The 22,568-nt window shown below is 61.2% G+C and carries 23 protein-coding genes; 9 read left to right on the top strand and 14 right to left on the bottom strand.

Features of this window, described 5'->3' with window-relative positions:
• Positions 1-2: 2 nt before the first annotated feature.
• Positions 3-341 carry a P-II family nitrogen regulator gene (locus J5J10_RS07735; RefSeq protein WP_006727717.1) on the bottom strand — a complete coding sequence of 113 codons (339 nt, stop codon included), beginning with the start codon at positions 339-341 and terminating at the stop codon, positions 3-5.
• Between the two features lie 346 nt (positions 342-687).
• On the opposite strand from J5J10_RS07735, the gene J5J10_RS07730 reads away from it, so the two are divergent.
• Complete coding sequence (locus J5J10_RS07730; RefSeq protein WP_211929457.1) at positions 688-2,166, top strand: NAD(P)H-hydrate dehydratase; 1,479 nt, start codon at positions 688-690, stop codon at positions 2,164-2,166.
• Here the strand turns inward: J5J10_RS07730 and J5J10_RS07725 are convergent, their stop codons facing one another.
• The 5 genes from J5J10_RS07725 to uvrA all read right to left on the bottom strand — a co-directional run bounded on the left by J5J10_RS07725 (position 2,167) and on the right by uvrA (position 8,316).
• Complete coding sequence (locus J5J10_RS07725) at positions 2,167-3,819, bottom strand: Na/Pi cotransporter family protein (protein ID WP_211929456.1); 1,653 nt, start codon at positions 3,817-3,819, stop codon at positions 2,167-2,169.
• Positions 3,820-3,975: 156 nt separating this feature from the next.
• Positions 3,976-4,779 (bottom strand): DUF72 domain-containing protein, encoded by an 804-nt coding sequence (locus J5J10_RS07720; protein WP_211929455.1) that lies wholly within the window; start codon positions 4,777-4,779, stop codon positions 3,976-3,978.
• A gap of 37 nt (positions 4,780-4,816) precedes the next feature.
• Positions 4,817-5,065, bottom strand: coding sequence for a hypothetical protein (locus J5J10_RS07715; protein ID WP_211929454.1), 249 nt, complete (start codon positions 5,063-5,065; stop codon positions 4,817-4,819).
• Positions 5,065-5,388, bottom strand: a complete 324-nt coding sequence (locus tag J5J10_RS07710) for a DUF4258 domain-containing protein (protein ID WP_211929453.1) — start codon at positions 5,386-5,388, stop codon at positions 5,065-5,067. The genes J5J10_RS07715 and J5J10_RS07710 overlap by 1 nt, the downstream gene beginning before the upstream one ends.
• Positions 5,389-5,391: 3 nt before the next feature.
• Complete coding sequence (gene uvrA / locus J5J10_RS07705) at positions 5,392-8,316, bottom strand: excinuclease ABC subunit UvrA (protein ID WP_211929452.1); 2,925 nt, start codon at positions 8,314-8,316, stop codon at positions 5,392-5,394.
• A 276-nt stretch (positions 8,317-8,592) separates the two neighbouring features.
• On the opposite strand from uvrA, the gene J5J10_RS07700 reads away from it, so the two are divergent.
• On the top strand, positions 8,593-9,123 hold the full coding sequence (locus J5J10_RS07700) for a single-stranded DNA-binding protein (protein WP_208550334.1): 531 nt from the start codon (positions 8,593-8,595) through the stop codon (positions 9,121-9,123).
• 58 nt (positions 9,124-9,181) lie between these two features.
• Here the strand turns inward: J5J10_RS07700 and J5J10_RS07695 are convergent, their stop codons facing one another.
• Together J5J10_RS07695 and J5J10_RS07690 are read right to left on the bottom strand one after the other, a co-directional pair.
• A complete protein-coding gene (locus tag J5J10_RS07695) occupies positions 9,182-10,429 on the bottom strand; it encodes a DUF2254 domain-containing protein (protein ID WP_211929451.1) in 1,248 nt (415 codons plus the stop codon).
• Positions 10,430-10,489: 60 nt separating this feature from the next.
• Complete coding sequence (locus J5J10_RS07690) at positions 10,490-11,116, bottom strand: MarC family protein (protein WP_208550338.1); 627 nt, start codon at positions 11,114-11,116, stop codon at positions 10,490-10,492.
• A 188-nt stretch (positions 11,117-11,304) separates the two neighbouring features.
• Between J5J10_RS07690 and gyrA the strand changes: the two genes are divergently transcribed.
• Complete coding sequence (gene gyrA / locus J5J10_RS07685; protein ID WP_211929450.1) at positions 11,305-14,097, top strand: DNA gyrase subunit A; 2,793 nt, start codon at positions 11,305-11,307, stop codon at positions 14,095-14,097.
• Between the two features lie 63 nt (positions 14,098-14,160).
• On the opposite strand, the gene J5J10_RS22615 is transcribed toward gyrA, so the two are convergent.
• The gene (locus tag J5J10_RS22615; protein WP_281436225.1) at positions 14,161-14,295 is read right to left on the bottom strand and encodes a hypothetical protein; all 135 of its coding nucleotides are present in this window, start codon (positions 14,293-14,295) and stop codon (positions 14,161-14,163) included.
• A gap of 44 nt (positions 14,296-14,339) precedes the next feature.
• Entirely contained in the window at positions 14,340-14,492 is a 153-nt protein-coding gene (locus J5J10_RS07680; protein ID WP_208550343.1) for a hypothetical protein, read from the bottom strand.
• 410 nt (positions 14,493-14,902) lie between these two features.
• Between J5J10_RS07680 and coaD the strand changes: the two genes are divergently transcribed.
• From coaD to tgt, 5 genes are all read left to right on the top strand, one after another.
• Positions 14,903-15,397 carry a pantetheine-phosphate adenylyltransferase gene (gene coaD / locus J5J10_RS07675; RefSeq protein ID WP_208550346.1) on the top strand — a complete coding sequence of 165 codons (495 nt, stop codon included), beginning with the start codon at positions 14,903-14,905 and terminating at the stop codon, positions 15,395-15,397.
• A 28-nt stretch (positions 15,398-15,425) separates the two neighbouring features.
• Positions 15,426-15,995, top strand: coding sequence for a peptidylprolyl isomerase (locus tag J5J10_RS07670; RefSeq protein ID WP_208550347.1), 570 nt, complete (start codon positions 15,426-15,428; stop codon positions 15,993-15,995).
• 32 nt (positions 15,996-16,027) lie between these two features.
• A complete protein-coding gene (locus J5J10_RS07665) occupies positions 16,028-16,537 on the top strand; it encodes a peptidylprolyl isomerase (protein WP_208550350.1) in 510 nt (169 codons plus the stop codon).
• A gap of 72 nt (positions 16,538-16,609) precedes the next feature.
• Positions 16,610-17,692 (top strand): tRNA preQ1(34) S-adenosylmethionine ribosyltransferase-isomerase QueA, encoded by a 1,083-nt coding sequence (queA, locus tag J5J10_RS07660; protein ID WP_211929449.1) that lies wholly within the window; start codon positions 16,610-16,612, stop codon positions 17,690-17,692.
• A gap of 1 nt (position 17,693) precedes the next feature.
• Entirely contained in the window at positions 17,694-18,824 is a 1,131-nt protein-coding gene (gene tgt / locus J5J10_RS07655) for a tRNA guanosine(34) transglycosylase Tgt (RefSeq protein WP_211929448.1), read from the top strand.
• 10 nt (positions 18,825-18,834) lie between these two features.
• Here tgt and J5J10_RS07650 read toward each other — a convergent pair whose 3' ends face one another.
• A complete protein-coding gene (locus J5J10_RS07650; RefSeq protein ID WP_211929447.1) occupies positions 18,835-19,812 on the bottom strand; it encodes a glutathione S-transferase family protein in 978 nt (325 codons plus the stop codon).
• Between the two features lie 139 nt (positions 19,813-19,951).
• Between J5J10_RS07650 and J5J10_RS07645 the strand changes: the two genes are divergently transcribed.
• On the top strand, positions 19,952-20,509 hold the full coding sequence (locus J5J10_RS07645; protein ID WP_349252049.1) for a regulatory protein RecX: 558 nt from the start codon (positions 19,952-19,954) through the stop codon (positions 20,507-20,509).
• 23 nt (positions 20,510-20,532) lie between these two features.
• Here J5J10_RS07645 and J5J10_RS07640 read toward each other — a convergent pair whose 3' ends face one another.
• The 3 genes from J5J10_RS07640 to J5J10_RS22610 all read right to left on the bottom strand — a co-directional run bounded on the left by J5J10_RS07640 (position 20,533) and on the right by J5J10_RS22610 (position 22,551).
• The gene (locus tag J5J10_RS07640; RefSeq protein WP_208550364.1) at positions 20,533-20,772 is read right to left on the bottom strand and encodes a hypothetical protein; all 240 of its coding nucleotides are present in this window, start codon (positions 20,770-20,772) and stop codon (positions 20,533-20,535) included.
• A 172-nt stretch (positions 20,773-20,944) separates the two neighbouring features.
• Positions 20,945-22,324, bottom strand: a complete 1,380-nt coding sequence (locus J5J10_RS07635; protein WP_211929445.1) for a phosphatidylserine decarboxylase family protein — start codon at positions 22,322-22,324, stop codon at positions 20,945-20,947.
• 104 nt (positions 22,325-22,428) lie between these two features.
• Positions 22,429-22,551, bottom strand: coding sequence for a hypothetical protein (locus tag J5J10_RS22610; protein ID WP_281436226.1), 123 nt, complete (start codon positions 22,549-22,551; stop codon positions 22,429-22,431).
• Between the last annotated feature and the right edge of the window lie 17 nt (positions 22,552-22,568).

The raw sequence follows: 22,568 nt of genomic DNA, 5'->3' as shown, positions 1-22,568 counted from the left end.
AGTTAGATGGCGTCTATGCCTGTTTCGCCGGTACGGATGCGCACCACTTCCTCGACGTTGGAAACGAAGATCTTTCCGTCTCCGATCCGTCCGGTCTGGGCCGCGTTGCGGATCGCGTCGATAACGGCCTCCACGTTTTCATCCGCCAGCACGACCTCGACCTTCACCTTCGGCAGAAAGTCCACGACGTATTCGGCGCCACGGTAAAGTTCCGTATGCCCCTTCTGCCGGCCGAAGCCCTTGGCTTCCGTGACGGTGATGCCTTGCAGCCCGACTTCCTGAAGGGCTTCCTTCACTTCGTCCAGCTTGAAGGGCTTGATGATCGCTTCGATCTTCTTCATGAGAAAATGTCTCTCCGCTTCCCTCGCTAATGCAGGCCAATGCCCGCTCGCCCTCGTGAATGCACGTAACGTGCCAGTTCTCCGCCGTTTCAGGATGAAATCGCGTCGGATCCCCCTCCGGCAAGCGCCAAGTTCCCCCAATTTGACGGAAAATGCCAGCCGTTCATGCCTATTTTTTATGAATTAGGTTGGAAATGTCGCAGTTTTTTGAAAAGCATAGCAGATCGCCTCTGTCATTTCAGAAGGCGCTCAAAGATAAAATATAGGCATATGCATAAATAATAGCCTGGCAGGCGGGAACGTACCATCTCTGTCCGTGGGCGTCGAAATTTGCTTTGATGGACCAATGACTGCGACTCGCCGCACGACATTGCTGACGCCGCTGGAAATGGCAGCCGTTGACCGTGCGGCGGCAGCCTCCGGCATCGACTCCTACGGCCTCATGGAGAGAGCCGGCCGTGCGGTCTCCGCTTCTGTCCTCAGACATTTCCCTTATGCCGAACGCGTTGTCGTGTTCTGCGGCCCCGGGAACAATGGCGGCGATGGCTATGTCGTGGCGCGTGACCTGGCTGCATCGGGGGTGATGACGGCAGTTTATTGTCTAGGCGATCCGCAAAAGCTGCGGGGAGACGCAAGAAAAGCCTTCGAAAATTGCGGGCTCGTGCCGTCCCATCTCGAAAGGTATGAACCGAAAGCCGGCGATGTCCTCGTCGATGCCATATTCGGCGCCGGGCTGGACAGGTCTGTGCCCGCAGAGGTGGACGCGGCGGTAAAGACTGTCGCCGACGCCGGCATTCCGGTCGTGGCGGTGGATCTACCGTCGGGCCTCGACGGTCGAACGGGCGCCGTCCGCGGTGCAGCCTTCATCGCGGCCCACACGATCACGTTCATGACGCGCAAGCCGGGGCATCTTCTCTTGCCTGGGCGAGATCTCTGCGGCGCGGTCGAGGTGGTGGATATCGGCATCCCCTGGCGCATCGTCTCGGCCGCCGCGGGATCACTGGCGGAAAACGATCCCGAACGCTGGTTGGCCGCGATACCTCGTGCCAGCGCCAGCCAGCACAAGTTTTCCCGCGGCCACCTTGCGGTGTTTTCCGGCCCGGCAAACGCGACAGGTGCGGCCCGCCTTACCGCCAGCGCTGCTCTCCGCGTTGGCGCGGGGCTTGTCACGCTGGCCTCGCCACCGGATGCGCTGGAAGCCAATGCAGCGCACCTGACGGCGGTAATGCTGAAAGAAATCGCGGATGTCGGAGCGTTGAAGGACTGGTTCGACGACTCCAGACTGAACGCCTTCGTTCTCGGCCCCGGCTTCGGCATCGGACAAAAGGCACGCGACTTCACGATCGCGCTTGGCGAAGCCGGCAAATCCCTTGTGCTCGACGCGGACGGAATCACCAGCTTCCGCGACGACCCCACCCCACTCTTCAAGTCCTTTGGTGGCGGGCCGTGCCGTCTGGTCCTGACGCCCCATGAAGGCGAGTTCTCGCGTCTTTTCCCCGATATCGCCGCCGATGCCGGTCTAGGGAAGATCGACAAGGCAGTCCGCGCCGCAGAGCGGGCAAACGCTGCCGTGATCTATAAAGGGGCCGATAGCGTCATCGCGGCGCCGGACGGTCGCGCAATGATCAACACCAATGCTCCGCCACAGCTGGCGACAGCGGGGTCCGGTGACGTGCTCGCCGGCATTGTCGGTGGTCTCCTGGCGCAGGGAGTGCCGGCGTTCGAGGCTGCCGCAGCCGGCGTCTGGTTGCATGGCGAGGCGGCAAAACGGGCGGGCAGGGGGCTGACCGCCGAGACGCTCTTCGAGGCAGTCGAACCGCCCTGACTACATCAGCCGGCTACGGCGGAGCATGCCCTCGTCTTCGAGAAGCGGATAACCGATCGCCACCACCAGCGAGTTGATTTCCTTCAGATCCCGCATCGTGTCGATGTGAAGTGAACTGGAATCGTAGCTGGCCAGGTTTCCGGCGCGCAGCCTCTGCATATGACGCTCCTCGCTCTCTCGAACGAGATCGCGGACAACCTCCTTGCGATCGACCAGTTGCCGCGCATGATCGACGTCACGGCTGATAAGCAGGTTGAAGGCAAGGTGGGCGTTCTTCACCACCTCGTTATGCATGCCGCAGAGTTCCGTCCAGCCCTCCTGCGAGAACACGACTTTGCGATCATGCTTCTTGCGTGCCCGGGCGAGCATATTTTGCGAGATGATGTCGGCGGCTTGCTCGATCTTGATCGTCGTCCCAAGCAGTGTTTGGCACTGCGCGGCGGTTTCCTTGTCGAGCTCGCCTTCCGACACCCTGGCAAGGTAGAACTTGATGTCGCGGTGGATGTGGTCGATCTCGTCATCGAGCTGCGCGATCCTGTCCATCTTGCTCTGGTCGAAATTCTCGAACAGCTCGAAGATACGCCCAAGCATCGCCTCGGTTTTCTCGCAGAGCGTCAGAACTTCGCGTGTCGCGTTGTTTACGGCTTGCCGCGGATGGCCAAGGTCGGCAGGATTGAGGGCAGACAATCGCGTATCCATCGGCACGCCGGTCGTGGCGATACGGGGTAAGAGCGCCTTGTCGAGCAGGGAGGCGACGATTCCGCATACCGGCAGCCCCACGACCACGACAATGGCGTTGATCGCCAGATGCGCCATGACCACGGCATCGCCCGGACCGGAGGCCAGCAGAGACGGTGAAAGGGGAAATGCGATCTGTGCCCCGAGCGCCAGAAGCGTCGTCAGTCCGCGAATGACAACATTGCCCAGCGGTACGACGCGGGCCATCGGCTCGGCGTTCTTCGTCAGTACCGCGGCAATGACGGCAGCACCGAAATTGGCGCCGAGCACCAGCGGTATGATCAGCTCCGGCGTCAGCAGATGCCGGTCTGCCAGCGATGCCAGCAGCAGAACGGTGGCGACCGATGAATGGAAGGCCCAGGCAAGGAGTGCGGCCAGCAGGAAGGCGGTGATCCAGTCGCGCGAGAGGTAGTTGATGATGACGGGCAGGATTTCACTGGTCTTGAGCGGATCGGAGGCCTCACCGATCAGCCGCAGGGACAGCAGAAGAAGGCCCAGGCCGAAGGAGATGCGGCCGAGCTGCCGCCATTCCCGCGCTTCGGAGGCACGGAACATCACGGTGCCCGCCAGCAGGAAAATAGGGATCAGCAGCGACAGGTCGTAGCGCAGGACGCGGGCAACGAAGGCCGAGCCCAGATCGGCGCCGAGCAGTGTTGCAATGCCGATCGTGCTGCCGACATAGCCGCCTGCGACGAACGAGGACAGGATGAGCGCCACGGCCGTCGCGCTCTGCAGCGCCACAGCAAAGACGAAGCCGGCCGCGCCGGCCGACAGCCGATTGCCGAGCGCCAGACGCAGGCGCTCCTTCAGCACATTGCCGTAGGCGCGCTCGATGCCGGTCCTGACCAGCCGCGTCGCCCACAGCAAGAGGGCGACCGCTCCGGCGAGGTTGATGAAGACGACGATACCCGTCATGAAAAAGGCCTCGGCAGGAAAACGCAAAGCGGTAGGCCGCCCCGCAAAACGACAACGGTCGAGCTTTTCCCGACGGGATGAGATCGACTCTGCGACGGAACCTAGTCCAGATTCGCCGTTGTCACAAATTGCCGCCGAAAAGCTGCCGGTTTGAAATCACGCCACTTTCGATTGCAGAAGGCGTGCCCCATTCGGTGCATTCACCTTTCCGCCGGTGATGAAGAAGGCGAAGACGTCCCGCGGCGTCTCTTCAACCTTGCGGTCGGGACTGACGAGGGGAAGGTCAACAGGCGTGCCGCCGGCGGCATACGTCTTGAAACGACCGGCCCACTCGGCCACCTGCTTTTCCGGGTAACAGCTCTTTACCTCGTCCGTCCCCTTCTGCAGTCGGGCGTACACGAAGTCGGCTGTAACATCCGGAAACATCGGATAGTCGTGATGATCGGCACAAACGGCGGCAACGCCGTGCTTCGCCAGCATCTCGATAAATTCCGGCGTGCGGAAGGAAACATGCCTCGGCTCGACCACATGCCTGAGCGGCAAGCCGTCGAGCGTTTTCGGCAGCAGTTTCAGAAAAGCTTCGAAATCGTCAGGCTCGAATTTCTTCGTCCCCATGAACTGCCAGAGGATTGGCCCGAGGTGAGGTCCGAGTTCGACGATCCCCTGACCGAGAAACTTCTCGACGGACTCGCCGGCTTCCGCCAGCACCTTGCGATTGGTGCAGTAGCGGCTGGCCTTCAGTGAAAAGATGAAACCCTCCGGCACCTCCGACGCCCACTTGGCGAAGGTCGCCGGCTTCTGGCTGGAATAGTAGGTGCCGTTCACCTCAATGGCCGTCAACTCCCGGCTGGCAAATTCCAGCTGGCGCTTCTTGGCAAGCTTCTCCGGATAGAACGTGCCTTCCCAGGGATCGAAGGTCCAGCCGCCGATGCCCGTTCGGATCGTGCCTGATTTGGTCATGAAAAGCCTCCCGCTTAAATTGCACGGTAAACAACACCTAGCGTTGAAATTCATCCTGCGGCGGCTCGCCAAATCCCGTCGCAGGCTGCGGGACGAGTCGGTAGACACGTCCATCTCGAGCGGCGGCGGCAACATCTCCAGCACGCAAAGCAAGCCGCACACGATCTAGCTTTTGGACATCCAAGGGACCGATAGCTGAGCCCCATTCGCCCGCCTCAATCAGTTCGACGGCCACTTCCGCAGCAAGTTCGCCTTCGCGCACCAACTGCATTGATGTGACACCCATCACGTGATCCTCCGCTTAAAATCGCTACTCCAACGGTCGGGATCAGGTCGATAAACGGTGACCAAAACCGCCGGTTCCGATTTTCCCTTCGGTAGTCCCCACACAGTATGAATGGGAAGACCGTTCTCGTCTGGTTGCAGCACCAAGACTGCGGGACCTTTGTGGTATTCTGGATAGTCTTCGACAAGCCGACCTAACGAAATTCCTTCGACGATGCTCCCGAGGAGAATGTTCTCATCAAGCATTTTCGACAGTGCATGCAGCGACACCAGATATTGGCTTTTGGCAACCAGCGAGACGACCTGATGAAACGTCTCGCTCATCGGTCACTCCGCCGCCTCAACCTTCTTCACAGGCCGCCGTTGCAGCAGCTCTTTCAGGAACTGGCCCGTATACGATGCCTCCACCTTGACGACATCCTCTGGAGTGCCTTCGGCCACGATCGTGCCGCCACCGTCGCCACCTTCCGGGCCGAAATCAATCACCCAGTCGGCGGTCTTGATGACCTCCAGATTGTGCTCGATGACCACGACCGAATTGCCCTGGTTGACCAGTTCCTGCAACATTTCCAGGAGTTTGGCGACGTCGTGGAAATGCAGGCCGGTGGTCGGTTCGTCGAGAATGTAGAGCGTGCGCCCGGTCGAGCGCTTCGAGAGTTCCTTGGCGAGCTTGACGCGCTGCGCCTCGCCGCCAGACAGCGTGTTCGCCTGCTGGCCCACCTTGATGTAGCCAAGGCCGACATCGAAGAGCGCCTGCAACTTGTCGCGCACGGCCGGCACCGCCTGGAAGAACTCGACGCCTTCCTCGACCGTCATGTCAAGCACGTCGGCGATCGACTTGCCCTTGAAGGTCACATCCAGCGTCTCGCGATTGTAGCGCTTGCCGTGGCAGACGTCGCAGGTCACGTAGACATCAGGCAGGAAGTGCATCTCGATCTTGATCACGCCGTCGCCCTGGCAGGCCTCGCAGCGTCCACCCTTGACGTTGAACGAGAAGCGGCCCGGCTGGTAGCCGCGCGCCTTTGCCTCGGGAAGGCCGGCGAACCAGTCGCGGATCGGTGTGAACGCGCCGGTATACGTGGCCGGATTGGAGCGCGGCGTCCGACCGATTGGTGACTGATCGATATCGATGACCTTGTCGATGAACTCGAAACCATCGATGCGGTCATGCTCGGCAGGGTTCTCCCGCGCCCCCATGATGCGCCGCGCCGCCGATTTGTAGAGCGTCTCGATCAGGAAGGTCGACTTGCCGCCGCCCGAAACGCCGGTCACCGCGGTGAAGACGCCAAGCGGAATCTCCGCCGTGACGTTCTTGAGATTGTTGCCGCGAGCGCCGATTACCTTCAGCCGCTGGCCTTTCTTTGGCTTGCGACGCTTGTCCGGCACGTGCACGCCGAGTTCTCCGGAGAGATACTTGCCGGTCAGCGACTTGGGGTTCGCCATGATCTCCTGCGGCGACCCTTGGGCGACGACTTGGCCTCCGTGGATGCCGGCCGCAGGCCCGATATCGACGACATAGTCTGCCGTCAGGATCGCGTCCTCGTCATGTTCGACGACGATCACCGTATTGCCGATGTCACGGAGGTGTTTCAGCGTATCGAGAAGCCGGGCATTGTCGCGCTGGTGCAGGCCGATCGACGGCTCGTCAAGCACGTAGAGCACGCCCGTCAGACCCGAGCCAATCTGCGAGGCAAGCCGGATGCGCTGGCTCTCGCCGCCCGACAGCGTGCCGGAACTGCGCGACAGCGACAGATAGTCGAGGCCGACATCATTGAGGAAGCGTAGCCGTTCACGGATTTCCTTCAGGATGCGCGCCGCGATCTCGTTCTGCTTGGATGACAGCTTCTCAGGCAGAACCTCGAACCAGGCGCCTGCATTCCGGATCGACATGTCCGTGACCTGACCGATATGCAGCCCATCGATCTTTACCGCCAGCGCTTCCGGCTTCAGGCGGAAGCCGTTGCAGGCCGGGCAGGGGGCGGCCGACATGAAACGCTCGATCTCTTCGCGCGCCCAGGCGCTATCCGTTTCCTTCCAGCGTCGTTCGAGGTTCGGCACGATGCCTTCGAAATTCTTCACCGTCTTGTAGGAGCGGGCACCGTCGGCATAATGGAATTCGATCTTGTCGTCCGTGCCGTGAAGGATCGCGTGCTGCGCCGTCGATGACAGATCGGACCATTTGTTCGACAGCTTGAAGCCGAACTCTTTACCCAGCGCCTCGAGCGTCTGGTTGTAGTAGGGAGACGACGACTTGGCCCAGGGCGCAATCGCCCCGTCGTTCAGCCGACGGTCAGCCTCGGGCAAAATCAGCGCCTCGTCGATCTTCTGCTGAAAACCCAATCCATCGCAGGTCGGGCAGGCACCGAACGGATTGTTGAACGAAAACAGGCGCGGCTCGATCTCCGGAATGGTGAATCCGGAGACGGGGCAGGCGAATTTTTCCGAAAACAGCACGCGTTCATGCGTCTCGTTGAGCGACTTGTTGGCCGAACCGCCCGCTGCGGTTTCTTCCGGCGGCAACGGCTTGTCGGCGAACTCGGCGATCGCCAGTCCGTCGGCCAGAACGTGCAGGCAGGTCTCTAGGCTGTCCGCGAGGCGGCTGCCGATATCGGGGCGCACGACGATACGGTCGACGACAACGTCGATGTCGTGCTTGTACTTCTTGTCGAGCGCCGGCACGTCGGCGATCTCGTAAAACTGCCCGTCCACCTTGACGCGCTGGAAGCCCTTTTTCATCAGCTCGGCGAGTTCCTTCTTGTACTCGCCCTTCCTCCCGCGCACCATCGGCGCCAAGATGTAGAGCCGCGTGCCTTCCTCGAAGGCGAGAATGCGGTCGACCATCTGGCTGACCGTCTGGCTCTCGATCGGCAGGCCCGTCGCCGGCGAATACGGAATACCGGCACGCGCGAACAGCAGACGCATGTAGTCGTAGATTTCCGTCACGGTCCCGACCGTCGAGCGCGGATTGCGCGAGGTCGTCTTCTGCTCGATCGAAATCGCCGGCGACAGCCCGTCGATCTGGTCGACATCCGGCTTCTGCATCATTTCCAGGAACTGCCGCGCATAGGCCGACAGGCTTTCGACGTAGCGCCTCTGCCCTTCGGCATAGATCGTGTCGAAGGCAAGCGACGACTTGCCCGACCCGGAGAGCCCGGTCATCACGATCAGGCTGTTGCGCGGCAGGTCGAGATCGACGCCCTTGAGATTGTGTTCACGCGCACCGCGAATGGAAATGGTCTTCAGTTCACTCATGACAAATCTCGACAGGGCAAGCCAATGGGCCGGAGGGCTGGGGAGGGGCAGCCACCTTTATTTAGTCAACCACACGCTGCTGTCGAGCGGTGGCGGCAGATAATGCGTCCGAAAACGATTCTATTGACATCATCCTAGCGGAACACTAGAACAAATAAAGAACATTTTTCGCTGTGGATTACAAGTGCTTTGAACCCATCGCCCCGCCCGAATGGGCTAAGGTGGCGCCCGATTGTGTTTTGAAAGCCGCGGCGGCGCGGCAGTGAGGTAAGTATCATGGCTGGAAGCGTCAACAAGGTCATTCTGATCGGCAACGTCGGAGCGGACCCGGAAATCCGCCGCACCCAGGACGGCCGGCCGATCGCCAACCTGCGCATCGCCACGTCCGAAAGCTGGCGTGACCGGAACTCCGGCGAGCGCAAGGAAAAGACCGAATGGCACAATGTGGTCGTCTTCAACGAGGGCCTGTGCAAGGTGGTCGAGCAGTACGTGAAGAAGGGCGCCAAGCTCTATATCGAGGGCGCGCTGCAGACCCGCAAATGGCAGGACCAGAGCGGCCAGGATCGCTACACGACGGAAGTCGTCCTGCAGGGTTTCAACTCGACGCTGACCATGCTGGACGGACGTGGTGATGGCGGCGGCGCGTCGCGCGGCGGTAGCGATTTCGGTGGCGGCTATGACGATTTCGGCGGTGGCCAGCCGGCGTCCGGCGGCTATCGCGGTGGATCCTCGTCACAGGGCCGCGGCGGCCAGAGCGCGCCAGCCGGCAACTTCTCGCGCGATCTCGACGACGACATTCCGTTCTGATGACCCGGAAGGCTTTGAAAAAAGCGGCGTCTTTCGGCGCCGCTTTTTTGTTTTACCCCTAGATGTCTCCGAGCAACCGACGCCTGTCGATTTCGGTGGGTAGCGCAGCCTCGGCCCGCACCAGCGCTATCCGTGCCTGTTCATGTGCGGAATTCCGGAATGCGTCGTTTCCGGAATTGGCAAGCGCTCTCAGGCATTTCTGCAGCCGCAGTTGAACCTCGACATAGCTCGCCCCATCCCGGGCGATCGCCATGAACGCATCCTCGAAAAGGTCGACGGTGGAAAGAGGCGGGACGTGAACGCGCGGGAATTCGATCTCCTCCTCGTCCGGCGCTTCGGCCCATAAGTTCAGAAGGCGCGTGTTACGCCCGATGACATCGATCGCCGTACCCGGGTCGTTCACCGCGGGTGACAGCGCCCGCGACGCGATCTCACTCATAACAACCAGTCCGAAACGCGGGTCCTGATCGAAGCTGCGGTTCAGGCCTATCGAGACCGCGTCCCGCACGGCTTGCGATGGCTCCCTGCCATCCTCGGCTTTTGTCGGCCTGCCCCACCATGCAAGGGGGGTGTCTGTGTAGACGAATGCACCCGGGTTCACCGCAAGATAGAGGTCCGCGTCGTACAGTTTGCAGCACTGCGCGAGGGCGGAAATGTCGATGTGCTGCACATAGCCGATGGCTCCCGCCCGGACCGGCGTCGCGCCGTCGGGGATGTCGCGTTCCGGATCGAGAAGCGGCGTCCCGTTAAGGTAGGGGTGCTGCAACCGATCCTGGATTGCGCGGCGCGTCGCCGTTTCGACGCGGGTGGTGGTTTCGCCGACGCGTCCAAGCTTTGTCAGATGGTCTATCCAGCGCAGCAAGGAGACGACGATGAGCACGATAACACCGACCGTGACGACGAAGAGAATGACGCGACCGCTGTCGCCATAGGCTCCGGTTTTGAGGACGACGATACCGACGATGCTATAGAGAAACGAACCGAGGAAGGTCGACAGCACATTCTGGGTCACGCGGTCCTGCACCAAAAGCGCGGTGGCACGCGGCGTGACATTGCTGGTCGCCGACCCGTAGGCGGAGGTCATCGCGCCAAGCGAAAATGTGGTTACAGCAAGCATGCTCGAGGCAAGGATGTTGAGGATGTCGTCGACGGCGTCGGCACGAATTCCCCCTGGAATGCTCCAGGGAATGAAGCGTTCTGCCACGGCAGCGAGGATGGCGGCGAGAATGCCGATCATGCCGATCATCGTGGCGCGAAACCAAAGCTGCCGCGTCAACTGTGACAATAGCCATTTCCAGCGCGGCATGATCTCTCCTTCACTCATCGGAACTAACTAGTGCGCTGGAACGGGAAAGCGAGCGCGGACTTATCCGAAGGCCGATTTCACCCCGTCGACCACGAACTGCACGGAGAGCGCGGCCAGAAGCACGCCGAGAAGGCGGGTCAACAGCGCACGGCCGGTGACGCCGAGGAACCGATTCAGCGGCTGCGCGATGGCGAGTGACACAAGAACCAGAGCCAGCACGGCACCGATCACGCCGATCAGTTGCAGTCGCCCCAGCCAGCCGTCCAGCGAACTTCCGATCAGCACGGTGGCCGATATTGCACCGGGACCGGCGATCAGCGGTATGGCCAGTGGAAAAACCGCCAGATTGTGAATGTGGTCTTTGGTAATCGCAGTATCCGTGGTCTTTTCCTTGCGCTCCTGCCGTTTCTCGAAAATCATTTCGAAGGCGATGGCAAACAGCATCAGTCCGCCGGCGATCCGGAAAGCGCCCATGGATATACCAAGTGCACCGAGGATGCTGGCGCCAAACAGCGCAAAGACCGTCAGGATGCCAAAGGCGATAAGGGAGCCGCGGATCGCAACCTGTCGCCTCTGCGTCGAAGTCATGCCCTGCGTCAGCCCGAGAAACAGCGGTGCCAACCCCGGAGGATCGACGGTCACGAGCAAAGTCGTGAAGGCGCTCACCAGAGCGTCCGCGTATGCCATGCTTCGTCCTCCTTTTGCTGCCAACTGTAGGGTGCGGCGGCGGCGGCTGGCAAGCGTTTCGCACAATCCGCCTAAAGACTTGACGAACGACCCGAAAACCCTGTTCAAAACCCCCGCCGAACTTGGCGCTTCGACGGCCTATCGGCTATAAGCTGACATGTGATTCTGAAAAAAGATCGTGATCTGATTTGACTGAGCAAAGCACCCCCGGCGGCAAGTACCCGCAAGGCATCGAGCCGATCTCCATCATGGAGGAAATGCAGCGGTCCTATCTCGATTACGCCATGAGCGTGATCGTCAGCCGCGCATTGCCCGACGTCCGCGACGGCTTGAAGCCCGTTCATCGCCGCATTCTGTATTCGATGTCCGAAATGGGCGTCGACTGGAACAAGAAATATGTGAAGTCCGCCCGCGTCACCGGCGACGTGATGGGTAAATACCACCCGCACGGCGACGCCGCGATCTATGACGCGCTCGCCCGCATGGCGCAGGACTGGTCGCTCCGGCTGCCGTTGATCGACGGCCAGGGCAATTTCGGCTCCGTCGACGGCGACCCGCCGGCCGCGCAGCGTTACACGGAATGCCGCCTGCAGAAGGCCGCCCATTCGCTGCTGGACGACCTCGACAAGGACACGATTGATTTCCGCGAAAACTATGACGGGACCATGCAGGAACCGGTCGTGGTTCCCGCAAAGTTCCCGAACCTCCTGGTCAATGGCGCGGGCGGCATCGCCGTGGGCATGGCGACCAATATCCCGCCCCACAATTTGTCCGAAGTGATCGACGGCTGCATCGCCCTGATGGACAAGCCGGAGATCGAGCTGCCGGAATTGATGGAAATCATTCCCGGCCCGGACTTCCCAACTGGCGCCATGATCCTTGGTCGGTCCGGTATCCGCTCGGCCTACGAAACTGGCCGCGGCTCCGTCATCATGCGCGGCGTTGCCCGCGTCGAGCCGATGCGCGGAGACCGCGAGCAGATCATCATCACCGAGATCCCGTATCAGGTGAACAAGGCGACGATGATCGAGAAGATGGCCGAACTCGTGCGCGAGAAGCGCATCGAGGGCATCTCGGATCTGCGCGACGAATCCGACCGCGAAGGCTACCGCGTCGTCATCGAACTGAAGCGCGATGCCAACGCCGACGTGATCCTCAACCAGCTCTATCGCTACACACCGCTGCAGACCTCGTTTGGCTGCAACATGGTGGCGTTGAACGGCGGCAAGCCCGAGCAGATGAGCCTGCTCGACATGCTGCGCGCCTTCGTCGCCTTCCGCGAGGATGTCGTCAGCCGCCGCACCAAGTTCCTGCTGCGCAAGGCGCGCGATCGCGCCCACGTCCTGGTCGGTCTGGCGATCGCCGTTGCCAACATCGATGAGGTCATCAACCTCATCCGTCGCGCCCCCGATCCACAGACCGCACGCGAGCAGTTGATGGAGCGGCGCTGGCCGGCGCATGACGTCGAGGCCCTGATCCGCCTGATCGACGATCCGCGTCATCGCATCAACGACGACAACACCTACAATCTCTCCGAGGAGCAGGCGAGGGCGATCCTCGAACTGCGCCTCGCCCGCCTGACTGCCCTCGGTCGCGATGAAATCGACGAGGAGCTGAACAAGATCGGCGCCGAGATCACCGACTATCTCGATATCCTGTCCTCGCGCATCCGCATCCAGCAAATCGTCAAAGAAGAGATGGCTGCGATCCGCGACGAGTTCGGCACGCCGCGCCGTACCCAGATCCTCGACGGCGGCCTGGAGATGGATGACGAAGACCTGATCGCCCGCGAGGACATGGTCGTCACCGTCAGCCATGCCGGCTACATCAAGCGGGTCCCGCTCGTCACCTACCGCGCCCAGCGTCGCGGCGGCAAGGGCCGTTCCGGCATGGCGATGAAGGACGAGGATTTCGCCACCCGCCTGTTCGTGGCCAATACGCACACGCCGGTGCTCTTTTTCTCCTCGCGCGGCATCGTCTACAAGGAAAAGGTCTGGCGCCTGCCGATCGGCACGCCGACATCGCGCGGCAAGGCATTGATCAACATGCTGCCGCTTGAGCCCGGCGAGCGGATCACCACGATCATGCCGCTGCCCGAGGACGAAAAGACCTGGGACAATCTTGATGTCATGTTCTCGACGACACGGGGCACCGTTCGCCGCAACAAGCTCAGCGATTTCGTCCAGGTCAACCGCAACGGCAAGATCGCGATGAAGCTCGAGGAAGAGGGCGACGAGATCCTCTCGGTGGAAACCTGCACCGATCGCGACGACGTACTGATCACGACGGCGCTCGGCCAGGCGATCCGCTTCCCCGTGGACGAGGTGCGCGTCTTTGCCGGCCGCAACTCGATCGGCGTCCGGGGTATCTCGCTCGCGGACGGCGATCGCCTGATCTCGATGACCATCCTCGGCCATGTCGACGCCGAACCCTGGGAGCGCGCGGCCTATCTGAAGCGCTCTGCTGCGGAGCGCCGGGCGATGGGCGTCGATGAGGAGGAAATCTCCCTCGTTGGAGAAGAGGTCGGCGCGGAAGGAGAACTTTCCGACGAGCGCTATCAGGAATTGAAGGCGCGCGAACAGTTCGTACTGACCGTCTCCGAGCGTGGCTTCGGGAAACGGTCGTCCTCCTACGACTTCCGCACCTCCGGCCGCGGCGGCAAGGGTATCCGCGCCACCGACACATCGAAGACATCGGAGATCGGTGAACTGGTTGCGGCCTTCCCTGTCGAGGACAAGGACCAACTCATGCTCGTCTCCGACGGTGGGCAGTTGATCCGAGTCCCGGTCGACGGAATCCGGATCGCCAGCCGTGCGACGAAGGGCGTCACGATCTTCTCAACGGCAAAGGACGAGAAGGTCGTCTCCGTCGAGCGGATCAGCGAACCGGAGGAAGACGAGGACGTTGTCGAAGCGGCAGACAACGCCGAAATCGGCGGTGATCCCGCCGGAGGCGAAACCTCCCCGGAAGGCAGTGAATAAGATAAAGAAAAGCCGCCCTCGGATCACGGGGGCGGCTGAAACGTGCTGATAGGCTCAGTGGCGCTAGAAGAGTTCTCGCCGGGACATCATTGCCTTCAGCTCATCGCGTTCACGACGCAGCGCGGTCACGGTTGATGCTATCGTCAGGACGAACATGCCGCTGATGAGCGCGGCGAGCACGGTCAGAGTTGCAAACATCGTCCTTCATTCCCTTCGTTTCCACGGGCGCCTTACGCGCTTTTTCAGTTTCCGAAGCTATGATAGCGGGCAGTTATTGGCGGACCGTAAAAATTCGCCTGGTCTTCGCGTTCCATGTAGAACCCGACTGACGTCGCCAGCATAGCGGACATGGTCATCATCCAGAGCAAGTTGATCACTGTCACTTTGTCAGGCATGGCTTTAAATCCCTTTGGATCTCCTCTCTCGCGCTCCTTCAATGCACGGGCGCTGACGTTGTTCCCGTAAGAGGCGAAAAAGGTATAAAAATGTCCAGAAACTCGGCGGGCTTAACTTTTCGGCACTTCTGTGGCAAGCGCTTTTTTGCAGCGCACAATCAATGCCATAAAACTTTCTCGAAGACGAGAGAGATTCCGATAGAGGCAAGGGCAAGAAGTGCAAGCATGGTAAATCCGTCAAGCAGTCGCGCTTATTCGCGATCATGATGCTTTTTCGCATATACGCTCTGAAACCTGCCTGAACCGCCCGTTCATCTGGCGTTCATCTTCGAGGGGTTCAAGCTGCCGCAAATGTCTTGCGGAGGGAGGCCTTCCGTGACAAAAGGCGTCAAACTCAACCTCGGTCCCCGATGACAACAGCTTTCTACCCCGGGTCCTTCGATCCGATGACCAATGGTCACCTGGACGTCCTCGTCCAGGCGCTGAATGTTGTTCCCAAGGTAATCGTCGCGATCGGCATTCATCCCGGCAAGACGCCGTTGTTTTCGTTCGATGAACGCGCCGATCTCATCCGAAAGTCCTTGGAAGCAGTCTTGCCTGGACGGGCAGGGGATGTCGATGTCGTCGCCTTCGACGGTCTGGCCATCGATGCCGCCCGTGCGAACGGAGCAAAACTACTCCTGCGCGGTCTGCGCGACGGGACCGATCTCGACTACGAGATGCAGATGGCCGGCATGAATAGCCGCATGGCGCCGGACCTGCAGACCATATTCCTGCCCGCCGGTACCTCCTCGCGGCCCATAACGGCCACATTGGTCCGGCAGATCGCATCCATGGGAGGCGATGTCAGCGCATTTGTGCCATCAGCCGTGCTCGATGCATTAAAATCGAGGCTCGCGAAGTGAGCCTTTCTAAGAAAGAATGGGAGAATCCATGAAACTCATTGGTCTTGCCCTTGCCGGACTTCTCGCCCTCGCCGGTTTTTCCGGCACCGCGGCGGCAGCCGAGGATGACTATCTGACGATCCAGCTCAAGGATGGTCCGGTCGTGATCGAACTCCTGCCCAATGTCGCGCCGCAGCACGTCGCGCGAATGAAGGAACTGGCATCGAAGGGTGAATACGACAACGTCGCCTTCCATCGTGTTATAGAAGGCTTCATGGCACAGACCGGTGACGTGCAGTTTGGCGACATGCAGGATGGCTTTGACGGTTCGCGCGCCGGCACCGGCGGCTCGAGCCTGCCGGACCTGCCCGCCGAGTTCTCCGACGTTCCCTTTGAACGCGGCACGGTCGGCATGGCGCGGGCCCAGGATCCAAACTCGGCCAACTCCCAGTTCTTCATCATGTTCGCCGATGGAAGCTTCCTCAACGGTCAGTACACCGTGGTCGGCAAGGTTGTCTCAGGCATGGAGAACGTCGACAAGATCAAGCGCGGCGAAGGTGGAAACGGCGAAGTCAGTGATCCTGATCGTATGATCAAGGTCACCGTCGGACGCCCGTAACAGCACCGCCCCAAATAAAAAGGAGAATACCGATGGCCGAGATCAAGGACCCGGAAAACGCGATCGTCATGGAAACGACGAAGGGCAAGGTTGTCATCCAGCTTCTGCCGGAAGTCGCCCCCGAACATGTCGCCCGTATCAAGGAACTGTCGCGCGAAGGCGCCTATGATGGCGTGGTCTTCCACCGCGTGATCGAGGACTTCATGGCCCAGACCGGCGACGTCAAGTTTGGCAAGCAGGGCGGCAAGGACTTCAATCCGGGCCGCGCCGGCATGGGCGGCTCCGACAAGCCTGACCTGAAGGCCGAGTTTTCCGCGACGCCGCATGTGCGCGGCACCTGCTCGATGGCGCGCTCGCAGAGCCCGAACTCGGCCAACTCGCAGTTCTTCATCTGCTTTACCGATGCGCCGTGGCTCAACAAGCAGTACTCCGTGTGGGGTCAGGTTATCGAAGGCATGGACGTCATCGACCAGATCAAGAAGGGCGAGCCTGTGCGCGATCCCGACTCCATCGTGTCGATGAAGGTTGCCGCCGACGCCTGAGGCCGCTATTGGACAAACCCGCCCCGCGTCGACAAGGCGCCGGGCGGGTTTTTCGTTTCTGGGAACACCAACATGCGTGTCGACCTGTTCGACTTCGACCTTCCGGAGGAAAACATTGCGCTGCGGCCCGCAAGCCCGCGCGATCACGCGCGCCTGCTCGTCGTCCGGCCGGACGGAGAGCCGGTGCTGGAGGATCGCCATGTTTTCGACCTGCCGTCGTTCCTGAAGCCGGGCGATGCGCTCGTGTTCAACGACACAAAAGTCATTCCCGCCCAACTCGAAGGTGTGCGACTGCGCGAGGGCGCGCAGGAAACACCGGTCTCCGCGACGCTGCACATGCGCCTCGACCAGAGCCGCTGGAAGGCCTTCGCCCGTCCCGGCAAGCGCATCAAGCAGGGCGACCGGATCGAATTCGGCCACACCGGAAACGCCTGCCTGCTCGGCAAGCTCGGCGCGTTGGTCGAAGAGAAGGGCGATGCGGGCGAGGTGACGCTGAGGTTCGACTTCTCCGGCGCCGCCCTCGACGAGGCGATCGCCACCGTCGGCCACATTCCGCTTCCGCCCTATATCGCTTCGAAGCGCGACGAGGACGAGAAGGACCGGGCCGACTACCAGACCATCTATGCCCGGGAAGAGGGCGCCGTCGCGGCACCGACCGCCGGCCTGCACTTTACCCCGGATCTCTTCGCGAAGCTCGACGCTGCCGGCATCGAGCGCCATTTCGTGACGCTGCATGTCGGCGCCGGTACCTTTCTGCCGGTCAAGGGCGACGACACCACCGAACACAGGATGCACGAGGAGATCGGTCACGTCTCCGCGTCGACAGCTGCCAGGCTCAATGCCGTGAGGGAGAGGGGAGGTCGGATCGTCTGCGTCGGCACCACCTCCCTTCGTTTGATTGAGAGCGCCGCGGGCGAGGATGGCGTCATCCGGCCCTTTGCGGGCCCAACGGGTATCTTCATCACGCCGGGCTACCGCTTCCGCGCGGTCGACGTGTTGATGACCAACTTCCACCTTCCGAAATCGACGCTGTTCATGCTCGTTTCGGCCTTCTGCGGCCTCGACACGATGCAGGCCGCCTATGACCATGCCATCAAGACGGGCTATCGCTTCTATTCCTACGGCGACAGCAGCCTGCTCACCCGGAAAAACTGACATGCACGAGAAGTTCGAGTTCAAGCTGAAGGCCACCAGCGGCAAGGCCCGGCTGGGGGAAGTCTCCATGCCGCGTGGCACGATCCGCACGCCCGCGTTCATGCCGGTCGGCACGGTCGGCACTGTCAAGGCGATGTATCTCGATCAGGTGCGCGACACCGGCGCCGACATCATCCTCGGCAACACCTACCACCTGATGCTGCGGCCGGGCGCCGAACGCGTCGCGCGCCTTGGCGGCCTGCATGAGCTGATCCGCTGGCCACATCCGATCCTCACCGACTCCGGCGGTTTTCAGGTTATGTCGCTCTCCGGCCTCCGCAAAATCGATGAGAAGGGCGTGACCTTCAAGAGCCACGTCGACGGTTCCACCCATCATATGTCGCCGGAGCGCTCCATCGAAATCCAGGGTCTTCTGGGTTCCGATATCCAGATGCAGCTCGACGAGTGCGTCGCGTTGCCGGCCGAACGCAAGGAAATCGAGCGCGCCATGGAAATGTCGCTGCGTTGGGCCGAGCGCTGCCGCCTCGCCTTCGGCGACCAGCCGGGCAAGGCCATGTTCGGTATCGTCCAGGGCGGTGACATGCCCGACCTGCGCGTCCGCTCGGCGGAGGGGCTGAAGCAGCTCGACCTCAAGGGATACGCCGTCGGCGGCCTTGCCGTCGGCGAGCCGCAGGATGTGATGCTCAAGATGCTCGACGTCACCCTGCCGGTGCTGCCGACGGAGAAGCCACGCTACCTGATGGGCGTCGGTACGCCCGATGATATCCTGAAGTCCGTCGCCTGCGGCGTCGACATGTTCGACTGCGTGATGCCCACGCGCTCGGGTCGCCATGGCCTTGCCTTCACGCGGCGCGGCAAGGTGAACATCCGCAACGCTCGTCACGCCGAGGATATGCGCCCGCTCGACGAGCAGTCCAACTGCCCGGCCTCGCGTGACTATTCCCGCGCCTATCTTCACCACCTCGTCCGCTCCAACGAGGCGCTCGGCGGCATGCTGCTCTCCTGGAACAACCTCGCCTACTACCAGGAACTGATGCAGGGGATCCGCAAGGCGATCGAGGAGGGTCGCTTCGAGGACTTCTACGCCGAAACCCAGGAGATGTGGGCGAGGGGCGACATCGATCCGGTCTGAGACCGGATCGTCATCCAGCAGTGAATGTCACCGGCGCCAGGCCGGGAATATCCGGTCCGACCGGGACCACACGACTCGGATTGAGCGCCTTGATCGAATAGTAGCCCCGCTTGATATGGTCGATGTTGACTGTCTCGCGTACGCCCGGCAGGTCCAGAATCCGCATCATGTAAGCCGACAAGGCCCCATAGTCGGCGATACGGCGCAGGTTGCATTTGAACACCCCGTGATAGGCGACGTCGAACCGCACCAGCGTCACGAAAAGGCGAATGTCGGCCTCTGTAAGCGACTCGCCTGTGAGATAGGGCCCTGCGACGGCGAGCCGCTGGTCCAACCTATCGAGCATTTCGAAGACGTCCGCGAACGCCTCCTCGTAGGCCACCTGCGTCGTGGCGAAACCGGCGCGATAGACGCCATTGTTGAGCTTCGGATAGATTTCCGCATTCAACGCGTCGATCTCGTCCCGCAAGTGTTGCGGATAGAGATCGATGTCATTCTTCGCGAGCGCCCCAAACCCTGAGTTCAACATGCGCAGGATATCGGCAGACTCGTTATTGACGAGCGTTCCGGTCTTCTTATCCCAGAGCACCGGCACCGTCGCGCGGCCTGTATAGGTCGGGTCGGCGCGGGTATAGAGTTCGTGCAGGTACCGCACGCGGTTGATGGTGTCGCGATCCGATCCGGGGTAGTCGCCGAATTCCCAGCCGAAATCGCCGAGCGCCGGCTCGACGACGGAAACGGAAATCACGTCGTCCAGCCCTTTGAGCTTGCGCCCGATCAGCGTGCGCGAGGCCCATGGGCAGATCAGTGCGACGTAGAGGTGATAGCGACCGGCTTCGGCCTTGAAACCGCCGTCACCGGTTGGCCCGGCCGCGCCATCGACGGTCACCCAGTTACGAAACCCAGAAATCTGGCGGACAAAACCGCCCTTGGCGTCGGTCGCCTGCACCGGCTGCCAGTCGGCAGTCCATTTTCCGTTGACGAGCATGGCATCTTTCTCCGAACCGCTTTATTTCGGCCGTTAGTTACCCGATTGTATCGTTCACCGATACGCGGCACGTCATGCACAATTCGTGCGACGATTGTGAACGATGCACGATAACGGGTCGGTTGATGGAGAGGGAAGGGTGGACGAACAGGAGCGAGACACCGACGGCGATGCCACGCCGCGCATGCTTGCATGGGCGAAAAACTCGGCTGCCTATCGTCTATCCCGCCGCATGATGAGCGAGTATGAACTCGTTGTCGCCATCCGTCGCAAGGCGCGTCAGAAGTTCGAGGCTATCTCCGAGCGACAGGTGGAACGGCTGGTGGAGACCGCCCTTCAGTTCGGTCGTCAGGTGGGCGCGCTCGACGACACCGCTTATGCCGGGGTGAAAGCACGTTCTGCGGCCCGCGCCGGCAAATCGAAGCGGATGATCACGCGCAAGCTGTCCGAAAAGGGCATTGCCTCCACCACCATAGGCGAGGCGCTGCACGAAACGGATGATCTGCGGGCGGCCGTTGTTTTCGCTCGCAAGAGAGCCCTCGGGCCGTATCGACGCGTCGAGCTCGATCTCCAGCGCCGCCAGAAGGAGTTCGCAGCCTTTGCAAGGAATGGCTTCGCGCAAGATATCGCGAGACGTGTCCTCATTATGGAGATGGATGAAGCAGAGGTCATTCTGCTTGATGGCGGTCAAATCTGACGAGGGGCGTTCCTGTCCCCCCCTCAGGCCGCCTTTTCCGTCTTGCGCTGCGCAGCCTCTCCGTGCTCGGCCATGTCGGCCAGCCGGATTTCCATGGCTTCGATCAGCGATTGGCAGATGGCGTTTCGCAGCCTTGCCGAATTGCGCTGGGTCAGTTTCTTGTCGAGCCACTGCGCCGAATGCATGAGATCGACGCCCTCGTTGAGCACGATCTGCTGGGCACGCTGAAGCGCCCAGACTTCAAAAGGATCTGGTTCCCCCATGATATCCATTCCAAATTGAGTTTCGCCGCACTAAATTACTGATTCGCAAAGATAGAATAACAGATTCATACAGCTTGTCATGATGGCAGGTTATACTTGCGCGTGGCTTTCCGACCAAGCTTTTCCTTCCGACGTAAATGACCCTCCTTCGTGTTTTCCTTGGCGACAACAATCAAAGCACCGTCGCCAGCGCGGTGTTCACCCGCATATTGATGGCATCGAGGCCCGGGGTCTGCCCGTAGAAGTGGAAGTCCAGGTTGACGCCCGGCCGGAACACCAGGCAATGGGTCGATCCGCCGAAATGGAACATGCCGATCTGATCGCCCTTGGTTACACGGTCTCCTGGCTTCACGGTGATTTCGCAGCTCGATACTTCGGCCATGCCGACCGGGATGACGGCCATCAGACCGATTGCGGGGTTATCAGCCTGGATGAAGATAACACCGCGCGTCGCGACGGCCGTCAGGAACGGCTGTGAATCGTTCGGAGCGCTCGGATCGGCCCCTCCGGGATTTGCAAAACCTTCGTACAGGTTTTCGAGGTAATAGGAGCCTCCGACGACGTACGCTTTGACGACCGTGCCGGAGACCGGGCTGTGCCATCGGTGGTAACTGAGCGCGCTGAGAAACGCCTGATAGATCGTGCCGCCGGTAAACTGTGGCGCCAGATCGTCGAATGCGAGGATGTCGCCGAGGGAGTAGGGCTGCCCCTTGATCCAGAACTGGGCGCTCGCGGAGACGTTGTTCACCACCTGGAGCGGTGCGGATTCGCAGGCGTTCGCTATGACACTGTCATCTCCCGGCGCCGAAACGGGGCGCACCCCGGTCCGAAAGGTGCGCGTGAAGAAGTCGTCCCACGACGAAAAACCCAGATACTGCGCGCCTGGAATGCAGTTGAAGATGGACTGGAACCGGTCGGGCGTGGGGTTTGCGCCATCACCCAGCGCTGACATGGCGACCTGCACCATTTCCTGCTGCGCGGCCATACTCAGCCAGGCGACGGCCTCCGTCGTCGGACTGACCGGATAGGGTTGTTCTGTCAGAACGTAACGCGAGGCAGGCGAGGTGAGAAACTGTGACCAGTAGGCCAGGATACGTTTGAACAGCTGGTTCACGACCGCGTTCGAGAAGAAGGTATATCCGGGTTCCGTCGCCATCGGCCAGTCGAGGAGGGCGTTGATCGGGAATCCGATGAGACCTGCCGGCTGTTGGCTGGCTATATCCTGATAGGCCTCCGGCGCCGTCGTCATGATGAGGTTCAGAAGAGTGAGAAACTCATCGAAGGTTTCGACCGATGGCTGTCCGAGCGGCGTCGTCGGCGCTAGCTGATAGGCCTGCGCAAACATGGCCTGCGCAAGATTGTAGAGCGTCTGATCGCTCTCGACCATCGCCCTGAAGTCGGCGATCGGCGGAACATCGGCCAAGTCTTGTCCCTTGGCCGCATCCCGCAGCCGTGCGATCCAGGCGGCCGTGTGGGCCGGATCCCGGGGCAACCATCCGCCGGCGCGGGATTTCACGAGTTGCGGCTTTGCTGCGTGAACCGCGTGTTCCATCTCAGGCCTCTTCGTTCCGTATGAGTTCGCGACTGTCCGGGGTGAGGCTAAGCCAAAGCCCGAACGTCCGCATCCTTGGATTGATATGGAGAAAGAGACAAACCTTAAGGCGCGTCAGCCGGTACGACGGACGACTGCTGATCGATCGTGCCGACGACGGCGTCAACACCAGGCCAGCCGGCGTTCACCATCGACAGGAAGCCAATGCGAGCCGGGGAGTGTGACATTCCATCCTCCTGCAACT

This window comes from Ciceribacter sp. L1K23 (assembly GCF_018122705.1).
Taxonomy (GTDB): domain Bacteria; phylum Pseudomonadota; class Alphaproteobacteria; order Rhizobiales; family Rhizobiaceae; genus Allorhizobium.
The sequence above is the reverse complement of the archived record's forward strand: the minus strand, read 5'-3'. Positions and strand labels throughout refer to the sequence as shown.